15 protein-coding genes are annotated in these 13,677 nt (G+C 66.5%); 9 read left to right on the top strand and 6 right to left on the bottom strand.

Features of this window, described 5'->3' with window-relative positions; translation table 11 throughout:
• Positions 1-193 precede the first annotated feature (193 nt).
• Positions 194-1,102, top strand: coding sequence for a hydroxymethylglutaryl-CoA lyase (locus OIE68_RS24730; RefSeq protein ID WP_327093483.1), 909 nt, complete (start codon positions 194-196; stop codon positions 1,100-1,102).
• A 234-nt stretch (positions 1,103-1,336) separates the two neighbouring features.
• Here the strand turns inward: OIE68_RS24730 and OIE68_RS24735 are convergent, their stop codons facing one another.
• Together OIE68_RS24735 and OIE68_RS24740 are read right to left on the bottom strand one after the other, a co-directional pair.
• Positions 1,337-2,188 (bottom strand): GNAT family N-acetyltransferase, encoded by an 852-nt coding sequence (locus OIE68_RS24735; RefSeq protein ID WP_327093484.1) that lies wholly within the window; start codon positions 2,186-2,188, stop codon positions 1,337-1,339.
• A 65-nt stretch (positions 2,189-2,253) separates the two neighbouring features.
• Entirely contained in the window at positions 2,254-2,595 is a 342-nt protein-coding gene (locus OIE68_RS24740; protein WP_063721640.1) for a hypothetical protein, read from the bottom strand.
• A 227-nt stretch (positions 2,596-2,822) separates the two neighbouring features.
• Here OIE68_RS24740 and OIE68_RS24745 point away from each other — a divergent pair, with 227 nt between their 5' ends.
• Positions 2,823-3,305, top strand: a complete 483-nt coding sequence (locus OIE68_RS24745) for a hypothetical protein (RefSeq protein ID WP_327093485.1) — start codon at positions 2,823-2,825, stop codon at positions 3,303-3,305.
• 51 nt (positions 3,306-3,356) lie between these two features.
• Here the strand turns inward: OIE68_RS24745 and OIE68_RS24750 are convergent, their stop codons facing one another.
• Positions 3,357-4,511 (bottom strand): acyl-CoA dehydrogenase family protein, encoded by a 1,155-nt coding sequence (locus tag OIE68_RS24750; RefSeq protein ID WP_327093486.1) that lies wholly within the window; start codon positions 4,509-4,511, stop codon positions 3,357-3,359.
• Positions 4,512-4,520: 9 nt separating this feature from the next.
• Positions 4,521-5,693 (bottom strand): acyl-CoA dehydrogenase family protein, encoded by a 1,173-nt coding sequence (locus OIE68_RS24755; RefSeq protein WP_327093487.1) that lies wholly within the window; start codon positions 5,691-5,693, stop codon positions 4,521-4,523.
• 219 nt (positions 5,694-5,912) lie between these two features.
• On the opposite strand from OIE68_RS24755, the gene OIE68_RS24760 reads away from it, so the two are divergent.
• On the top strand, positions 5,913-6,674 hold the full coding sequence (locus OIE68_RS24760) for a hypothetical protein (RefSeq protein WP_327093488.1): 762 nt from the start codon (positions 5,913-5,915) through the stop codon (positions 6,672-6,674).
• A 4-nt stretch (positions 6,675-6,678) separates the two neighbouring features.
• On the opposite strand, the gene OIE68_RS24765 is transcribed toward OIE68_RS24760, so the two are convergent.
• Complete coding sequence (locus tag OIE68_RS24765) at positions 6,679-7,845, bottom strand: epoxide hydrolase family protein (protein ID WP_419150795.1); 1,167 nt, start codon at positions 7,843-7,845, stop codon at positions 6,679-6,681.
• Between the two features lie 113 nt (positions 7,846-7,958).
• Here OIE68_RS24765 and OIE68_RS24770 point away from each other — a divergent pair, with 113 nt between their 5' ends.
• Positions 7,959-8,918 (top strand): YafY family protein, encoded by a 960-nt coding sequence (locus OIE68_RS24770; protein ID WP_327093490.1) that lies wholly within the window; start codon positions 7,959-7,961, stop codon positions 8,916-8,918.
• A gap of 57 nt (positions 8,919-8,975) precedes the next feature.
• Complete coding sequence (locus tag OIE68_RS24775) at positions 8,976-9,305, top strand: MmcQ/YjbR family DNA-binding protein (protein ID WP_327093491.1); 330 nt, start codon at positions 8,976-8,978, stop codon at positions 9,303-9,305.
• A gap of 9 nt (positions 9,306-9,314) precedes the next feature.
• Here OIE68_RS24775 and OIE68_RS24780 read toward each other — a convergent pair whose 3' ends face one another.
• On the bottom strand, positions 9,315-10,145 hold the full coding sequence (locus tag OIE68_RS24780) for a hypothetical protein (protein ID WP_327093492.1): 831 nt from the start codon (positions 10,143-10,145) through the stop codon (positions 9,315-9,317).
• A 206-nt stretch (positions 10,146-10,351) separates the two neighbouring features.
• Between OIE68_RS24780 and OIE68_RS24785 the strand changes: the two genes are divergently transcribed.
• From OIE68_RS24785 to OIE68_RS24800, 4 genes are read left to right on the top strand one after another with little or no spacing between them, the layout of a single operon-like run.
• On the top strand, positions 10,352-11,074 hold the full coding sequence (locus OIE68_RS24785; RefSeq protein WP_327093493.1) for an alpha/beta hydrolase: 723 nt from the start codon (positions 10,352-10,354) through the stop codon (positions 11,072-11,074).
• 47 nt (positions 11,075-11,121) lie between these two features.
• On the top strand, positions 11,122-11,499 hold the full coding sequence (locus OIE68_RS24790; protein WP_327093494.1) for a hypothetical protein: 378 nt from the start codon (positions 11,122-11,124) through the stop codon (positions 11,497-11,499).
• Positions 11,492-12,793, top strand: coding sequence for a PPE domain-containing protein (locus OIE68_RS24795; RefSeq protein WP_327093495.1), 1,302 nt, complete (start codon positions 11,492-11,494; stop codon positions 12,791-12,793). The genes OIE68_RS24790 and OIE68_RS24795 overlap by 8 nt, the downstream gene beginning before the upstream one ends.
• Positions 12,775-13,644: an ESX secretion-associated protein EspG gene (locus OIE68_RS24800; RefSeq protein WP_327093496.1), complete on the top strand. Its 870-nt coding sequence runs from the start codon at positions 12,775-12,777 to the stop codon at positions 13,642-13,644. The genes OIE68_RS24795 and OIE68_RS24800 overlap by 19 nt, the downstream gene beginning before the upstream one ends.
• The last annotated feature ends 33 nt before the right edge of the window (positions 13,645-13,677 follow it).

Consider the following 13,677-nt stretch of genomic DNA (forward strand, 5'->3'; position numbering starts at 1 on the left):
GTATGACGCGACGGGTATACGGCAGGCGTCGACCGCCGGGGCGCAGTGCGCGCGAAGTGAGTGCGCCCGGACATGCGCGTCCGACGGTGCATCCCACCCCTGCTACGAATGAAAAGCCCTGCGGTGGGGTGATGTGCGTGCCGCCGCATGTGCGTCAGGCGCCGCCGGTCCGGGATGCACCGGAGGACGAGTGATGCTGCGCGATGTGACATTGCGCGACGGGCTGCAGTTGACCGGAAAGGTGCTGCCGGTCGAGCGCAAGGTGGATATCGTGCGCCAACTGCTCGCCGTGGGCGTGCCCGCACTGGAGATCGGGTCGATGGCGCGTCCCGATCTGGTGCCGCCGATGGCCAACACCATGGAACTCATTGCCGCGTTGAGTCCCGAAGAGCTGCAACGCTGTTGGGTCTGGGTAGCGACACCGCGCCATGTGGAGAAGGCCGCCGCCGCGGGCGTGCGCAACTTCCAGTACTGCTTCTCCGCATCGGACGCGCATAATAAGGCCAATATCGGCCGCAGCACCGAGGACAGTGTCGCCGCGATGCCGGATGCCGTTCGGTTGGCGCGGGAGGCGGACGGCGAAATCCAGCTCTGCCTCGCCACCAGCTTCACCTGCCCGTTCGACGGTCCCGTCGATCCCGAGCGAGTTCTGGCCATCGCCAACGACCCGCGCACGGAGGGCGCTTGCGACATAGTCATCGCCGACACTCTCGGCCAGGCTCACCCGACCCAGGTATCGGAGCTGATCTCGGCCGTGCGCGACCGAACCCCGCACCGCCGCATCGTCTTCCACGGTCACGACACCTGGGGCATGGGCGTCGCCAATACCCTCGCGGCCCTGCAAGCCGGAGCAACCATGGTCGACGGCTCCCTCGGCGGCCTCGGCGGCTGCCCCTTTGCCCCCGGCGCCAGCGGCAACACCTCCACCGAAGACATCCTCTTCGCCACCCGCCCCACCTGGTTCACCCCGCCGGTCCTGGCAGAGCTGGTCGGCCTCACCGAAGACCTACTGGCCGAGCTCGACGAACCCAACCGCTCCCGCACCGCCGAAGGCGCCCGCTCCAAAGCCGCCGCCTTCGAATGGGTCACCTCCGCCCCCTGACCGCCGCACAAGCAGTGCGTACCTCGCAAAAGCCATAGCCGCTGCGAGGTCACCCGATGCCTATGCGACACCGGCGACTTGCTCAGTCCTGGCAGACGGAGTCGAGGATTTGGGAGCGGTGGCCGGTGCCTTTTTGGATGGCGTTGTAGTCGGCTTCCTCGCGGGTGCGGCCGCGGCCGGAGGTGTACCAGGTTGTGCCCTCTAAAGAAGCGCACAATGTTTGGCGTAGCGCGATCAGGGAGTGATTGTGGCCGAGGTGAATTGGTAATCCACGAAATCGCGGACGGGTTCGAAGCCGATGGCGCGGTAGATGCGGTTCGCGGTGGAGTTGGCGATGTCGGCGAAGAGGCAGACGTTCAGGTTGTTCCAGCGCAGGGTGCGGGATACGTGGGCGGTGAGGATGCCGGCGTAGCCGTTGCCGCGGTGGGCGGGTGGGGTGTAGACGGGGCCGATTCGGGACCAGCCGAAGACCGGGATCTGGTGTGCGGCAAGGGAGACGGGCTCGCCGTCGCGCTCCCACAGCCACCAGCGACCGGTCGCGATGCGGTTCCGGATGGCGATGGCGGTCAAGGTCGGCGGCGGCATACCGGATTCGAGACGCATGGCTTCGGTCCATTCGACGCACAGCCCGACATCGGAATCGGTTGCACGACGGGCTGTTCCGGGGGCATCCGGAAAGTTCAGGTCCGCGAGCCGGTAGAGGCGGGTCGAGTACATCTCCCGATAGCCGACACCGTGCTGTTTGCCCCAGTGTTCGGCGAATTCGGTGGCATCATCGGTCGCGCCCTCGACCCCACCCGCATCCGCGGCGACCTCGGCCATCGCATCGGCAACGGGCACAACACTTCCCGTGGGCAGCTCACCGAGATACACGCCGCGGCCGGCCGCACGCATGGCGGCGCCGATCACTGTCGCGTCGTCGTCGTGGACGGACAGGAACCGCGAGCAGTCGGCATCGACCTGCATGCCGGTCAGGTGGTTGGCGATCCCGGTGGTGATCACCGTGTGTCGCAACGGATCGCGCAGCAGAAACGACTCGGCCAGCGACCGGAACCGTGCGGCATCGGCGGTGATCTCGATCCTCATACCGAATTACGCTAGAGCCCGAAAGCCCTGCGCGCTCGCGATTTTCCGCGCCGCCGCGGCACGGTTCAGCTGGTTCGATCCGCGCGTAGCTTCAACAGCACCAGACCAGCTGTGCACGCCAGAATCAGTCCGGCGACAGTGATTTCGACGTGCAGTCCGGCGATGCCGAGCACGGCTCCGACGATGCCGCCGATGAAAATCAACCAGGCCGTTATCCGCGACAAAATCGTGGACAGCGTGCGCACTGGCGGGTTCGACACGACTTGCTGCGAAGTTTCCGGGGCCGCTGATTCGTCGGCCGTGGCGGAGGCTCGCAACGGAGTTGTCGAGTAAGCTCCCATCATCAACTCCTCGATGACGCCGATCAGAGTATTGCCGTCGCCCGATTTCCACCGCGCGTCTCTCATCTAGGTACTGGCGTCTCACGCGTAACTTTGATCACACACGCTACGGCTCGGGACGTGGTTCGGCCACGACACGTGCCCGCGACACGCCGAAGAGACCAATTCGATATCTGAATCATCGCTGTTTAATCTGCACTGGGGCCGCGCATGCCCGGCGTGTGCTCTCGCCTGGCCGGGTCGACCGGCCTCGATTATTGTGAGCCCCACTCGAACGACGAGGAGTGTCACCGATGGAGAGCAGCAGGGCCAAGATCGCCGGTCCGGTGATCGCCGCGGGCGCGGTCTCGCTCGGACTCGTTCTCATCGGCGCCTGCGGACTCGGCAAACACGACACCTACGTCGCACCGCCACCGATCAAATCCGCCAATGATGACGCCGTCCCGGCCGTGCGCTACGGCACCAGCACCTCGGCGGCACCGAAGGTGTTCATCCCGCCGTCGCCGAGTTGGCAGGTCGCGCGCCCGGGACCGCCCCGCAAGTCGGTCGATTTCACCGTTCCGCCGTCGGCCGTGCCGGAATCCACGACCCGAGGGCCACGGAACTCCACGCCGTACGCCGCTCCGACAACCGAGCCGGTGCCCGCCTTCACCACCGAGATCGAGCTGCCGCCGACCACCCAGCCGCGTCCGACCACCGTCGACCCGGCCATCGAAGAACCGCCGACGACACGTCGCGTACCGGCGGCCACCTCACCGGGCCAGAGCGACGAATAGCAAAACGGCGGCGCATGCCTCGCACGCGCCGCCGTTCGGAACTACCGGGCCCTACAGCTCCGGCAGGTCGTAAGAACCGACCTGCGCACTGAGCACCCGCAAATGCTCCAACCCACCACCGAGCGTGCGCTCGATCGCGGTGAGCCGAGCGACGTAATGGCTCACCGGATACTCCGCGGTGACGCCGATGCCGCCGTGCATCTGGATCGCCTCCTGGCCGATATGCCGAGCCGAGCGACCGACCTGCAGCCGCGCCCGCGACGCGACGACCGCGTCCACGGAGCTTGCGGAGTGGCCGAGAGATTCAGCATCGGCACCATCGGCCAGCGACGCATTCACGTAGAGGCTCATGCTGCGCGCCAATTCCAGCGAGACGTACATATTCGCCGCGCGCTGGGTCAGCGTCTGGAACTTCGACAGCGTGACGCCGAACTGCTTGCGCGTCTTCAGATAATCCGTCGTCAGCCGCAGCGCCTCCTCCATCGCACCGATGGACTCCGCGCACAGCGCGGCCTGGGCGTGCCCGATCGTGACCTGCACCGCCTCGGCGGCGTCGATATTGTCACCGAGCAGTTCGCCTGGCACCTTGTCGAATTCGATCTGCGCACCACGCTGACCATCGAGCGTCCGGTACGACTTGCGCTGCACTCCGGCCGCATCCACCAGGAACAGTCCGATGCCGCCGGTCGGCAGCACCGCGCTGACCACCAGCTCATCGGCGCTGTCACCGTGCGGAACCGGATTCTTCAGACCCGTCAGCACCCACGAATCCCCCTGCTGCACAGCGGTGGTCGCGAGTTCGGTGGACGGCCAGCGCACACCGGGCTCGGCATGCGCGAATGCCAGCAGCTTGGTACCGCCGGTCACCTCGGGCAGAATCCGCTGCCGCTGTTCGGCACTGCCGACCCGCGCGACCAGACCGCCCGGCACCAGCACCGCATCCAGCAGCGGTTCGGGTGCCAGCCGGCGCCCGATCTCCTCGAGTACGACCATGGTCTCCACCGGACCGGCGCCGACGCCGCCGTCCTCCTCGGTGAAGCTCAGGCCGAGCACGCCGAGTTCGGCCAGCTGGTTCCAGACATCGCGGCTCCAGCCGAGTTCGGTGTCGGTGACCTTCAGACGGGTCTCGGAATCGTAGTTACGGGCGAGCAGGTCGCGAACCGTGTCGCGCAGCATGACCTGCTCATCGGTGAGTTCGAAATCCATGGCGGCGCCTCACAATCCGAGGATCGTGGAGGCGATGATGGTGCGCTGCACCTCGCTGGAGCCTCCGTAGATGGTGGTCTTGCGGTAGTTCAGATAGCTGGGGCCGCTGCGCTGTGCCCAACCGGGCGAGGCGATATCGGCGGCGTCGACCGGGAGTGCGTCCTGGCCCGCGATATCGAGCAGCAGCTCGGTCGCGGCCTGCTGCAGTTCGGAACCGCGCAGCTTGAGCACCGACGAAGCCGGATTCGGCTTACCGTCCGAAGAGTTCGAAACCACGCGCAACTGGGTCAGTTCCAGTGCGAGCAGTTCGTTCTCCAGTTCGGCGATACGCGCGGCGAATACCGGATCCTCGAGCAGGGTGCCCGAACCCGACTTGGTCTGGCGCGCGTAATCCTTCGCGACACCGAGCTTGACCTTGGTGCGCCCGACACCGGTGATGCCGGTGCGCTCGTTGCCGAGCAGGAATTTGGCGTAGGTCCAGCCCTGGTTCTCCTCGCCGACCAGCTGATCGGCGGGCACCCGCACGTTCTCGAAGAAGACCTCGTTGACCTCGTAGCCGCCGTCGATCAGCTTGATCGGGCGGATGGTGACGCCGGGAGACTTCACATCGAACAGCAGGAAGGAGATGCCCGCCTGCTTCTTCGGTGCGTTCGGATCGGTGCGGACCAGGCAGAAGATCCAGTCCGCGTACTGGCCGAGGGTGGTCCAGATCTTCTGGCCGTTGACGATGTAGGAGTCACCGTCGCGCACCGCGGTGGTGCGCAGCGAGGCCAGATCGGATCCGGCGTCGGGCTCGGAGAAGCCCTGGCACCACCAGATATCCAGCGCGGCCGTCGGCGGCAGGAAGCGCTCCTTGATCTCCTGCGAGCCGAATTGCGCGATCACCGGGCCGACCATCTGGGCGTTGAACGTCAGCGGCTCGGGCACCGAGGCCAGCTGCATTTCGTCCTGCCAGATGTGGCGCTGAATCGGCGTCCAGTCCTTGCCACCCCATGCGACCGGCCAGTTCGGCACTGCCAGACCGTGGTCGTTGAGGATCTTGTGCGAAGTGACGATGTCCTCGCGGGACAGTTCGTGGCCGTATTTGACGCGGTCACGGATGTCGGCGGGAATCTCGGTCCGGTAGAAGTTCCGCAGCTCGTCGCGGAAGCCCACCTCGTCGGGCGTCAGACTTAGTTTCATACACATCTCCCGGTGTGTCTCGTACGTCCGCGTCAAACCTACCCCCCGGTAATCTCTCACTGTCGAGTGGGTCACAAGGGCAGATCGGGTATCTGTCGCACGTCGGCCCTCAGCGGCCGGTCCAGTTGGTTGTGAGTCCCTGGGCGGCGTAAGCGACGAACTGGTACGTTGCTGCACGTGGGGCGGAGCTATCCCGGTGTTCGGTATCGAGGAGAACGAGTGAACGGCAGATCCATCGCACGCGCCGCCGCGGCAGTGACCTCTCTCGGCATCGGCGCGGTCCTCGCCCTCACCGGTACGGCGGTCGCCGAGCCATCCACTGTCGATACCGGACTCGAACAGCTCACCACCGATGCCGGATCCGATCCGGCCGCGCAGGCGGGCGTCGGCGCGCTCAGCCAGTTCACGAAGATGGTGGATATCGCCGAACTGCGCAACGTCTCGGCTGCCTTCACCCCGTTCGCCTACGCCGCCCCGACCTTCGGCTGCGGCAGCATCGGCCCGGTCACCACGATCATCGCGGCGGCCTCCACCGACGGCTCCAACCCCAATGGCGCCGCGGATCCGCTGCCCGGCACCCTGCGCTTCAGTGCGACGCCCGCGCATTCGGGCGCACCGATATCCTCCGGGCTCGTCGTGGCCTGGCTGAACGTCAATACCGGTGCGAGCGGCCTCACCACTCTCGACGACCGGACCGAATACAACATGCCGACGCTGTCGAAGACCGTGACCAGCGGTCCTGGCACGGTCATCGCCTCGATGTGGGGAATGATCGACTACCCGTTCGCGCATTGCGTAATGACGCCGACGGTCGGAATGTTCTACGTTCCGGATCTTCCGGTGCTGCCGCCGGCGCCGGCGCCGGAGAGCGCCGCACCGGCACCGGCACAGCCCGCCTCGACTCAGGACCCGGTGGCGCCGGCCGCCCCGAACCACGCGGACTCCGTATCACGGGACGAAATCGCGCACCAGAACAACTGAGCGCTCAAGCCACCTTGCCGAAGAACGCTCGGATATCGGCGACGTGCATATCCGGCAGTTCCATCGGCACGAAGTGGTTTCCGGTATTGCCCTCGGGCCAGTGCGCAATGGTGTTGTCGCGCTCGGCGAGTCGCAGCATGAGTGCGGAACCCCCCGCGTAGACACCCGTCGGTACCGCCTTTTGGCCGGTAGGCCAGACGAATCCGCCGTCGCCGAGTCCGTTGTACATCGGCCAGGACGACGTCCCAGCCGTGTTGGTGAACCAGTACAGGCTGATATTGGTCAGCAGATGATCGCGGTCCATGACGTCCTCGGCCAGTTCGGCCAACGGGGTGAACTCGTTGAATTTCTGCATCAGCCAGGCGAGCAGGCCCACCGGGGAATCGGTCCAGGCATGCGCGAAAGTCTGTGGCGCGGCACGCAATAGCACGTGGTGGTTCACGCCGCCGGACATCCAGCCCTGCATCTGGTCCCATTCCGCGCGTTCCTCGGGCGTCATGGTCGGCACATCGGCCTCGGTCGGCATGCCGATACCGCCATCGATATGCACACCGACCACACGATCCGGTGCGATAAGGGCGATTTCGGGTGCCACGTAGGCCCCGAGATCACCGCCCTGGGTGCCATAGCGCTGGTAACCGAGCCGATCCATCAGCTCGACCCACATCTCGGCCACCCGACGCACCGTCATCCCGGTCTCCTTCGGCCCTTCGGAGAATGCGAAACCGGGCACGGACGGGACCACGACATGGAACGCCTGCGCCGGATCGAGTCCGTGGGCGCGCGGATCGGTCAGCAGGCCGATGGTTTTGGTGAATTCGACGAACGAATTGGGCCAGCCGTGGGTCAGGATCAGCGGCAGCGCATCCGGCTCGGGCGAACGCACATGCAGGAAATGCACGTCCAGGCCGTCGATTTCGGTGATGAACTGCGGGAACTCGTTCAATGCCGCCTCCTGGGCCCGCCAGTCGAATCCGGTGCGCCAGTACTCGGCCAGCTCCCGCAGATAGTCGACCGGAACACCGCGCTCCCAGCCCTTGCCCTGCAGCTGCGCCGACCAGCGGGTGCGGACCAGCCGGTCGATCAGATCGTCGATATCGGCCTGCGGGATGTCGATCCGGAAGGGGCGAATCTCGTTCAGCCCACCCGTCTCCCGACCGCCACCCCTCATCGAATCGCTACGCGATGCTGTATTCATTTCAACTCCTAGCTCTTGGGTACATCGAGTACGTTAGAAGTCATATAGGACAATCTAAGTCCTAGTTATTTGGAATCCTGAAAATCATGAACGACACCCCCGCCCGCCTGCTGCGCCTGCTCTCCCTGCTGCAGACACCACGTGAATGGCCGGGTAGCGAACTCGCCGATCGCCTCGGCGTCACCGACCGCACCGTGCGCCGCGATATCGACCGGTTGCGCGACCTCGGCTATCCGGTCGAGGCGACGATGGGTGCGACCGGCGGCTACCGGCTGGTGGCCGGTACCGCGATGCCGCCGCTCCTGGTCGATGACGACGAGGCGGTCGCCATCGCGGTCGGGCTACGCGCCGCCGCCGGATCCGCCATCGTCGGCATCGAGGAGGCCTCGGTCCGCGCACTGGCCAAGCTGGAACAGGTGTTGCCCGCCAAATTGCGCCGCAGGGTGCGGGTGCTCGGCACCGCCCTGGTGCCGCACACCGACGACGCCCCGGCCGTCGATCCCGAGGTGCTGACCGCGCTGGCCGCGGCCATAACCAACAGGGAGCGGGTACGTTTCGCGTACCGGGGCGAATCCGGTGCCGAAACCCGTCGCCATATCGAACCGGTCGGGCTGGTGCCGTCACGGCGTCGCTGGTACCTCGTCGGCCACGATATGGACCGCGACGACTGGCGCATCTTCCGAGTCGATCGCATCGACCGACCGCAACCCACTGGAGCCCGCTACAGCCAGCGAGCACTGCCCGCCGCGGATCCGGCCGCCTATGTGGCGGGTCGCCGAACCGATTGGGGCACGCCGTCCTTCCGCGTCCGCGTGACCATCCAGGCCCCGATCGGCCGGGTCGCCGGCCGTCTCGGCGACTCCCCCGGCGATATCGCACCAATCGACGACGACTCCTGCCGACTGGAAGCCACCCGCGACGACGACCCGACCTGGTTGGCATACCGCCTGATCGAACTCGGCGCGAACTTCCGAGTCCACGAGCCGCCCGTCCTGGTGGAGCGGTTACGCACGATCGCGTCGCGCATAACCGACGCCGTCACTTGATGGCCGACGAAGCGATGTGCACGATAGGAGTCCGATTTCCGAACCGGAGGCTGAACCGTGCTCGACGCCGACGACGTGCGCCGCATCGCGTTGTCCTTTCCCAAGACCTTGGAGAAGGAACGCTGGAACCATCCCACCTTCGATGTGGCGGGCAAAATGTTCGTCACCATCCCCGACGATCAGACCTCGTTCGCCATCCGCTGCCCCAGACACGATCGCGAAGAACTCATCGCCGCCGAACCGGACAAGTTCTGGGTCCCGCCGCACGAGGCGTCCTCGTCCTGGATCCGGGCCCGGCTCTCCGCCGTGGAAGATATCGACGAACTGTACGACATCCTGCTGGATTCCTGGCGTCAGGCCGCACCCCCCGACCTCATCGAGGACTGACCGATTCGCTCAGTGCGGCAGGTGAATCCGCAGGATCGCGCCGCTCTCGGTGCCGGCGAGGAGTTCGTCGGAACGGCCGGGCACGACGACCACCGATGTCATCGGTTGGCCGGTGAGTACGGCACATGCGGTATTCGCGGCCGGGTCGACTCGAACCAGTTGGCCGGTCAAGGTGGTCACGTAGAGCACGCCCGCGTCAGTGATGACGAGATCGTCTACGAAGTCCGGTATTCCGGGTGACACCGTCAAGTCGGCGACCACGGCGACGCCGGCTGGATCGTCGATCGGAAAGCGCACGATCCGACCGAGCGGATTGCCGTTCATGCTGACGTAGATCGAATTGTCCTGCACCACAATGCCATTGGAACCGATGTACTTCGCCCGCGCCGTCCAGTCCGCATCGACGTTGCCGTCCGGACGGATCCGGATCACGCCGAGGCTGGATGCGACGTACAGATTGCCCTGCGCATCGAAGGCGGCGCCGTTGGGCATGGTGAATCCGGAGGCGAATACCGCAGGCCTGGGATCGTCGGGGTCGAAGCGCACCACCCCACCTGGACGGACCACGCTCGTCGGTGATTCGCCGAAGACGACGTAGAGCAGGCCGTCGGGCCCGAGCCGAATCGCGCCCGGGAATTCGACCGGCACCGTCGCGGTCAACCGGCCCGCGCTGTCGTAGCGCTGCACCTCATTGCGGTACAGCCGCGATACCCACAGGTTGCCCTGCGCGTCGTACCCCACGTTCTCCGACCAATCGAGCACCGGCAGACCGGCGGGCACGGCCGTCGCCGCCTGGGCCGGTGCGCATGCGGCGACCGCACCCGGTTGGGGCTCGGCCATGGCGGCCGACGCATCCACGCCGGCACAACCCAGCGAAAATGCGACAACCCACACTCGTACGTTCGGACGATAGAGCTTCCTCACAGCGAACCTCGACTCTCTTGCCCGACCCTCGGCCGGATGTCCAGCCACCTTGTCAGATATGAACTCAGCAGTAGTTATGTCAGGAACTCGACTGCATCGCTGCGAGTTGCCAGTATTTACGAATGCCTTTCTTCGACGGAGCGCGGGGCCGGATGCATTATCGGCGGTGGCCGGTCGGCAACCCGATGGCAATTGCGGTGCTCTTGCCCGGAATGGGCCAGCACAGCGGCCACTACCACCGCTTCGCCCGCCCCCCGAAATCCGCGGGGATCGAAGTGTGGGCGCTGGACACCGCGGGGCACGGATTGAGCGAGGGCGATCCGAATAATCCCGGCACGCTGGTGGAACTGGTGGCCGACGCGATGCAGCTGATCGAGCTGGTCCGCGCGGAACTACCGGGTACGCCGCTGATCCTGATGGGCCACTCACTCGGGGCCGTCACCGCCCTGGGCATCCTCGGCGCGGCGGTGCCGGATCAGAACAGTGCGGCCGACGAATTGCACGGACTAGAGGCCAAGTACCCGCTGCGGCCGAGCCTGCCGCCGAGCGAGCTGGTCGGGCTGGTGCTGTCGGGAGTGCCGAAGCGAGCGCTCGGTGGTGGCGCACCCGGTGCGCCCGGCACGCCGTTACCGAGCACCCTGCCCATCCTCGCCGTGCACGGCATCGAGGACCGACGGGCGCCGATCGATGCGATGAGGGTCTGGACTCGTCGCCACGATTGGGTAAGTTTGCGTGAGTACGCCGACGCCGGGCACGACCTGTTGCACGAGCCGGTGCACGCGCGGGTCGCTGCCGACATCGCGGACTGGATGCAGGGTGTCGTCGTGGGGTTGGCGCACCGGTGAGTTGATCACGGCTGCGCGGGCAGCACGACGAGGAAGGGGGCAGCGAGATGTCGGACGTGACAACTCTGAATCAAGCGATCGACGACGGCCAGCTCTGGATCGATGGGGTACTGGTCGCCGAGGGGGCACACGAGCAGTGCGCCAAGCGCTATGAACAACTCGCCGATGAGGTCGAGGGCCAGATCGCCGTATTGAGCGGGGCCACTTCGCTTCCCGGCTTCGGCGGCTTCGATTCCGGTGCGGCGCTGCGGCGCGGCTTCGAGGACAAGGCCGATGGCGCGATCACCCGATTGCGCGCATACGCCGACGCCGCGCGGGCGCTCGCGCAGACCTTCCGTGCGGCCGGAGCTGCGTACACCCAGGCCGATACGGATCTGGCAGCGGCGGTCGGTCAGGTCGAGGTGGCGGGAGCCGCGCATGCGTAAGATGCCGCACTCCGGTGAGAAGACGCCCATTCGGTATGCCGACCCCAGCTATACGGACCCCAACTACGCGCAGACCGTCGAAATCTTCGACAACCTGTCGCATCGGGAAATCCACGACGGTGTCCAGCTGATGAAACCGGTTGTCCTCGCGGCCGGACAGCAAGCGTGGCAGGACAGTTCGACTGGTCTTGCCACCGCAGTCGAGCAGGCGCACAGCGAGATTCGAGCCGCGATGGCCGATGGCTGGCGCGGTGCCGCGGCGGACTCCGCCGCCGACGCGGTACGTGAATTCGAGCGGCAGGGACAGCAACTCGCGGATGTCATGGCCGCGGTCGGTCAGCGAATCGGCCAGGCGGGCGATGCCGCAGAGGCACTTCGCGCGGCTGTAGTCGAACCATCCGGCCAGACAACGGATCTGGCTGGCGCACTGCTGGATCCGACCAAGGCGACCGAGAACACCGCCACCCAGAAATCCGCCGATGGCACTCGACAGGACGTCGTGCAGGCGATGGACAGCATCTACACAAATGTGTTCATCTCGACCGGCTCCAGTGTGCCCGCCTTCCCGGATGCGATGACTGCCGACGTGCCGCAGCCGTCCGACACCACACCGGCCCCGCAGGTGTCCACCACGCCTGCCCTCGACACCGGAACGCAAACCCTCACCACCCCAATGGCTTCGATTACCGCGCCGGTGCCGACCACACCGTACACCACCGTCGAGCCAGTCGCCGCGACGACCCAACCGGCGGCCGCGCCGACCACCGTGACTCCGTTGAGCACCGCCGCCGACACTACGCCTGCCGCCGCCAAACCCGTTGTGCCGACGGCAGATTCCCCCGCATCGACCACCCCCGCCGCAGCCACCACCACACCGACGACCACATCGGATCGCTCGGTGCGAACGGGTACCGCCGCACCGGTGGCCACCGCCGCGTCCACCTCGGCGGTGGCCCCGACCGTTCCCGGCACCTCGAACACCGACGACGAACGCAAACGCGATGAGCGCAAACGCGATGCGAGTGGCGATGCCATCAACGGCGTCGGCGCGGGCGCCGTCGGCGGACTCATGGGCGGCGCCATGGTCGCGGGTGACAGCCCGCGCTCCGGCATGAGCACCAGCGCGGCCGCCGCCCGCGCACAGGCCCGCGAAGAGGACGAATACGACGACGATTACCACTTCTTCGACGACGATCTGACCTTCCTGGAACCGGCCGATGACGGCGGTGAGCTGATCGGCGATATGGATCCGACGACGCCCCCGGTCGTCGGCGAATGGACCGAACTGGAGTGAACTGGACGCTGACCCCGGACCAGTTCGCCATGGCCTGGGCCCGCACCGATGGCGACCGCATCCCCTACCCGCTCGCCGTCCGCCTCTCGGCTCGCGACACCGCCGAGCGCGCCGCGCAACTCCCCGCCCTGAACCGTTGGTGCGACGAGACTCTCGACGCCGATCTGGAGGGGGCATTGCGGGTGCTCACACGCCCCACCGTGCGCATCGAGGTCTTCGGGGAGCGCGGCACGGCAGAGCCGTCGGCGGTCGATGGCGGGCCGAACGGCACGGTCGAGGCGACGGGTTTGGTCGAACAGACCGGTCCCGTAGTCGCCCAGCCTGGCATCGCGGCCGAATCGCGTCCGGTGCGTGTACTCGGTGCGATCGCCGGGGATATCGCGGTGGTCGCGGCACAGCGCGCGGGTGCGACCACCGATCGCGGCGGCGATATCCGACTGTTCGTCGATCGCGTGAAAAACCTTTCCGCACGGATTATTTCGGTGCTGCCGGAGAATTCGCCCGGCACCACTGCGCAACTGACCGCACCGCTGGCCCGAGTCACCGAGGACAGCCGGGATCTGGTGACCGTGCCGGTGGCCGGACCCACCACACCGACCCGAATTCGCAGGCTGCTCAGGCAATCTCGTGACGGCATCGGCCAGATCGTGGTGTCGGTGCGTCGAGCCGACGGCGAACTGCATCCGTTCGGAGCGCTGTGCTGGATCGACGTGATCGGCGACGGCAGATACTCGGTGCGCACCGGGGTCGATGTCGATATCGTGCCGGTCACCGCGCAGCGGTTCACCGCACAGCTACGGCCGATGGTCACCGCGGCCGAACGCACCCTCACCTTCGCTGAACGCTGGTGAGATTTGCCTATCGGTCGACGAGACGACGGGGCA

It is taken from the genome of Nocardia vinacea (assembly GCF_035920345.1).
In the GTDB taxonomy this organism is placed as follows: Bacteria; Actinomycetota; Actinomycetes; order Mycobacteriales; family Mycobacteriaceae; genus Nocardia; species Nocardia vinacea_A.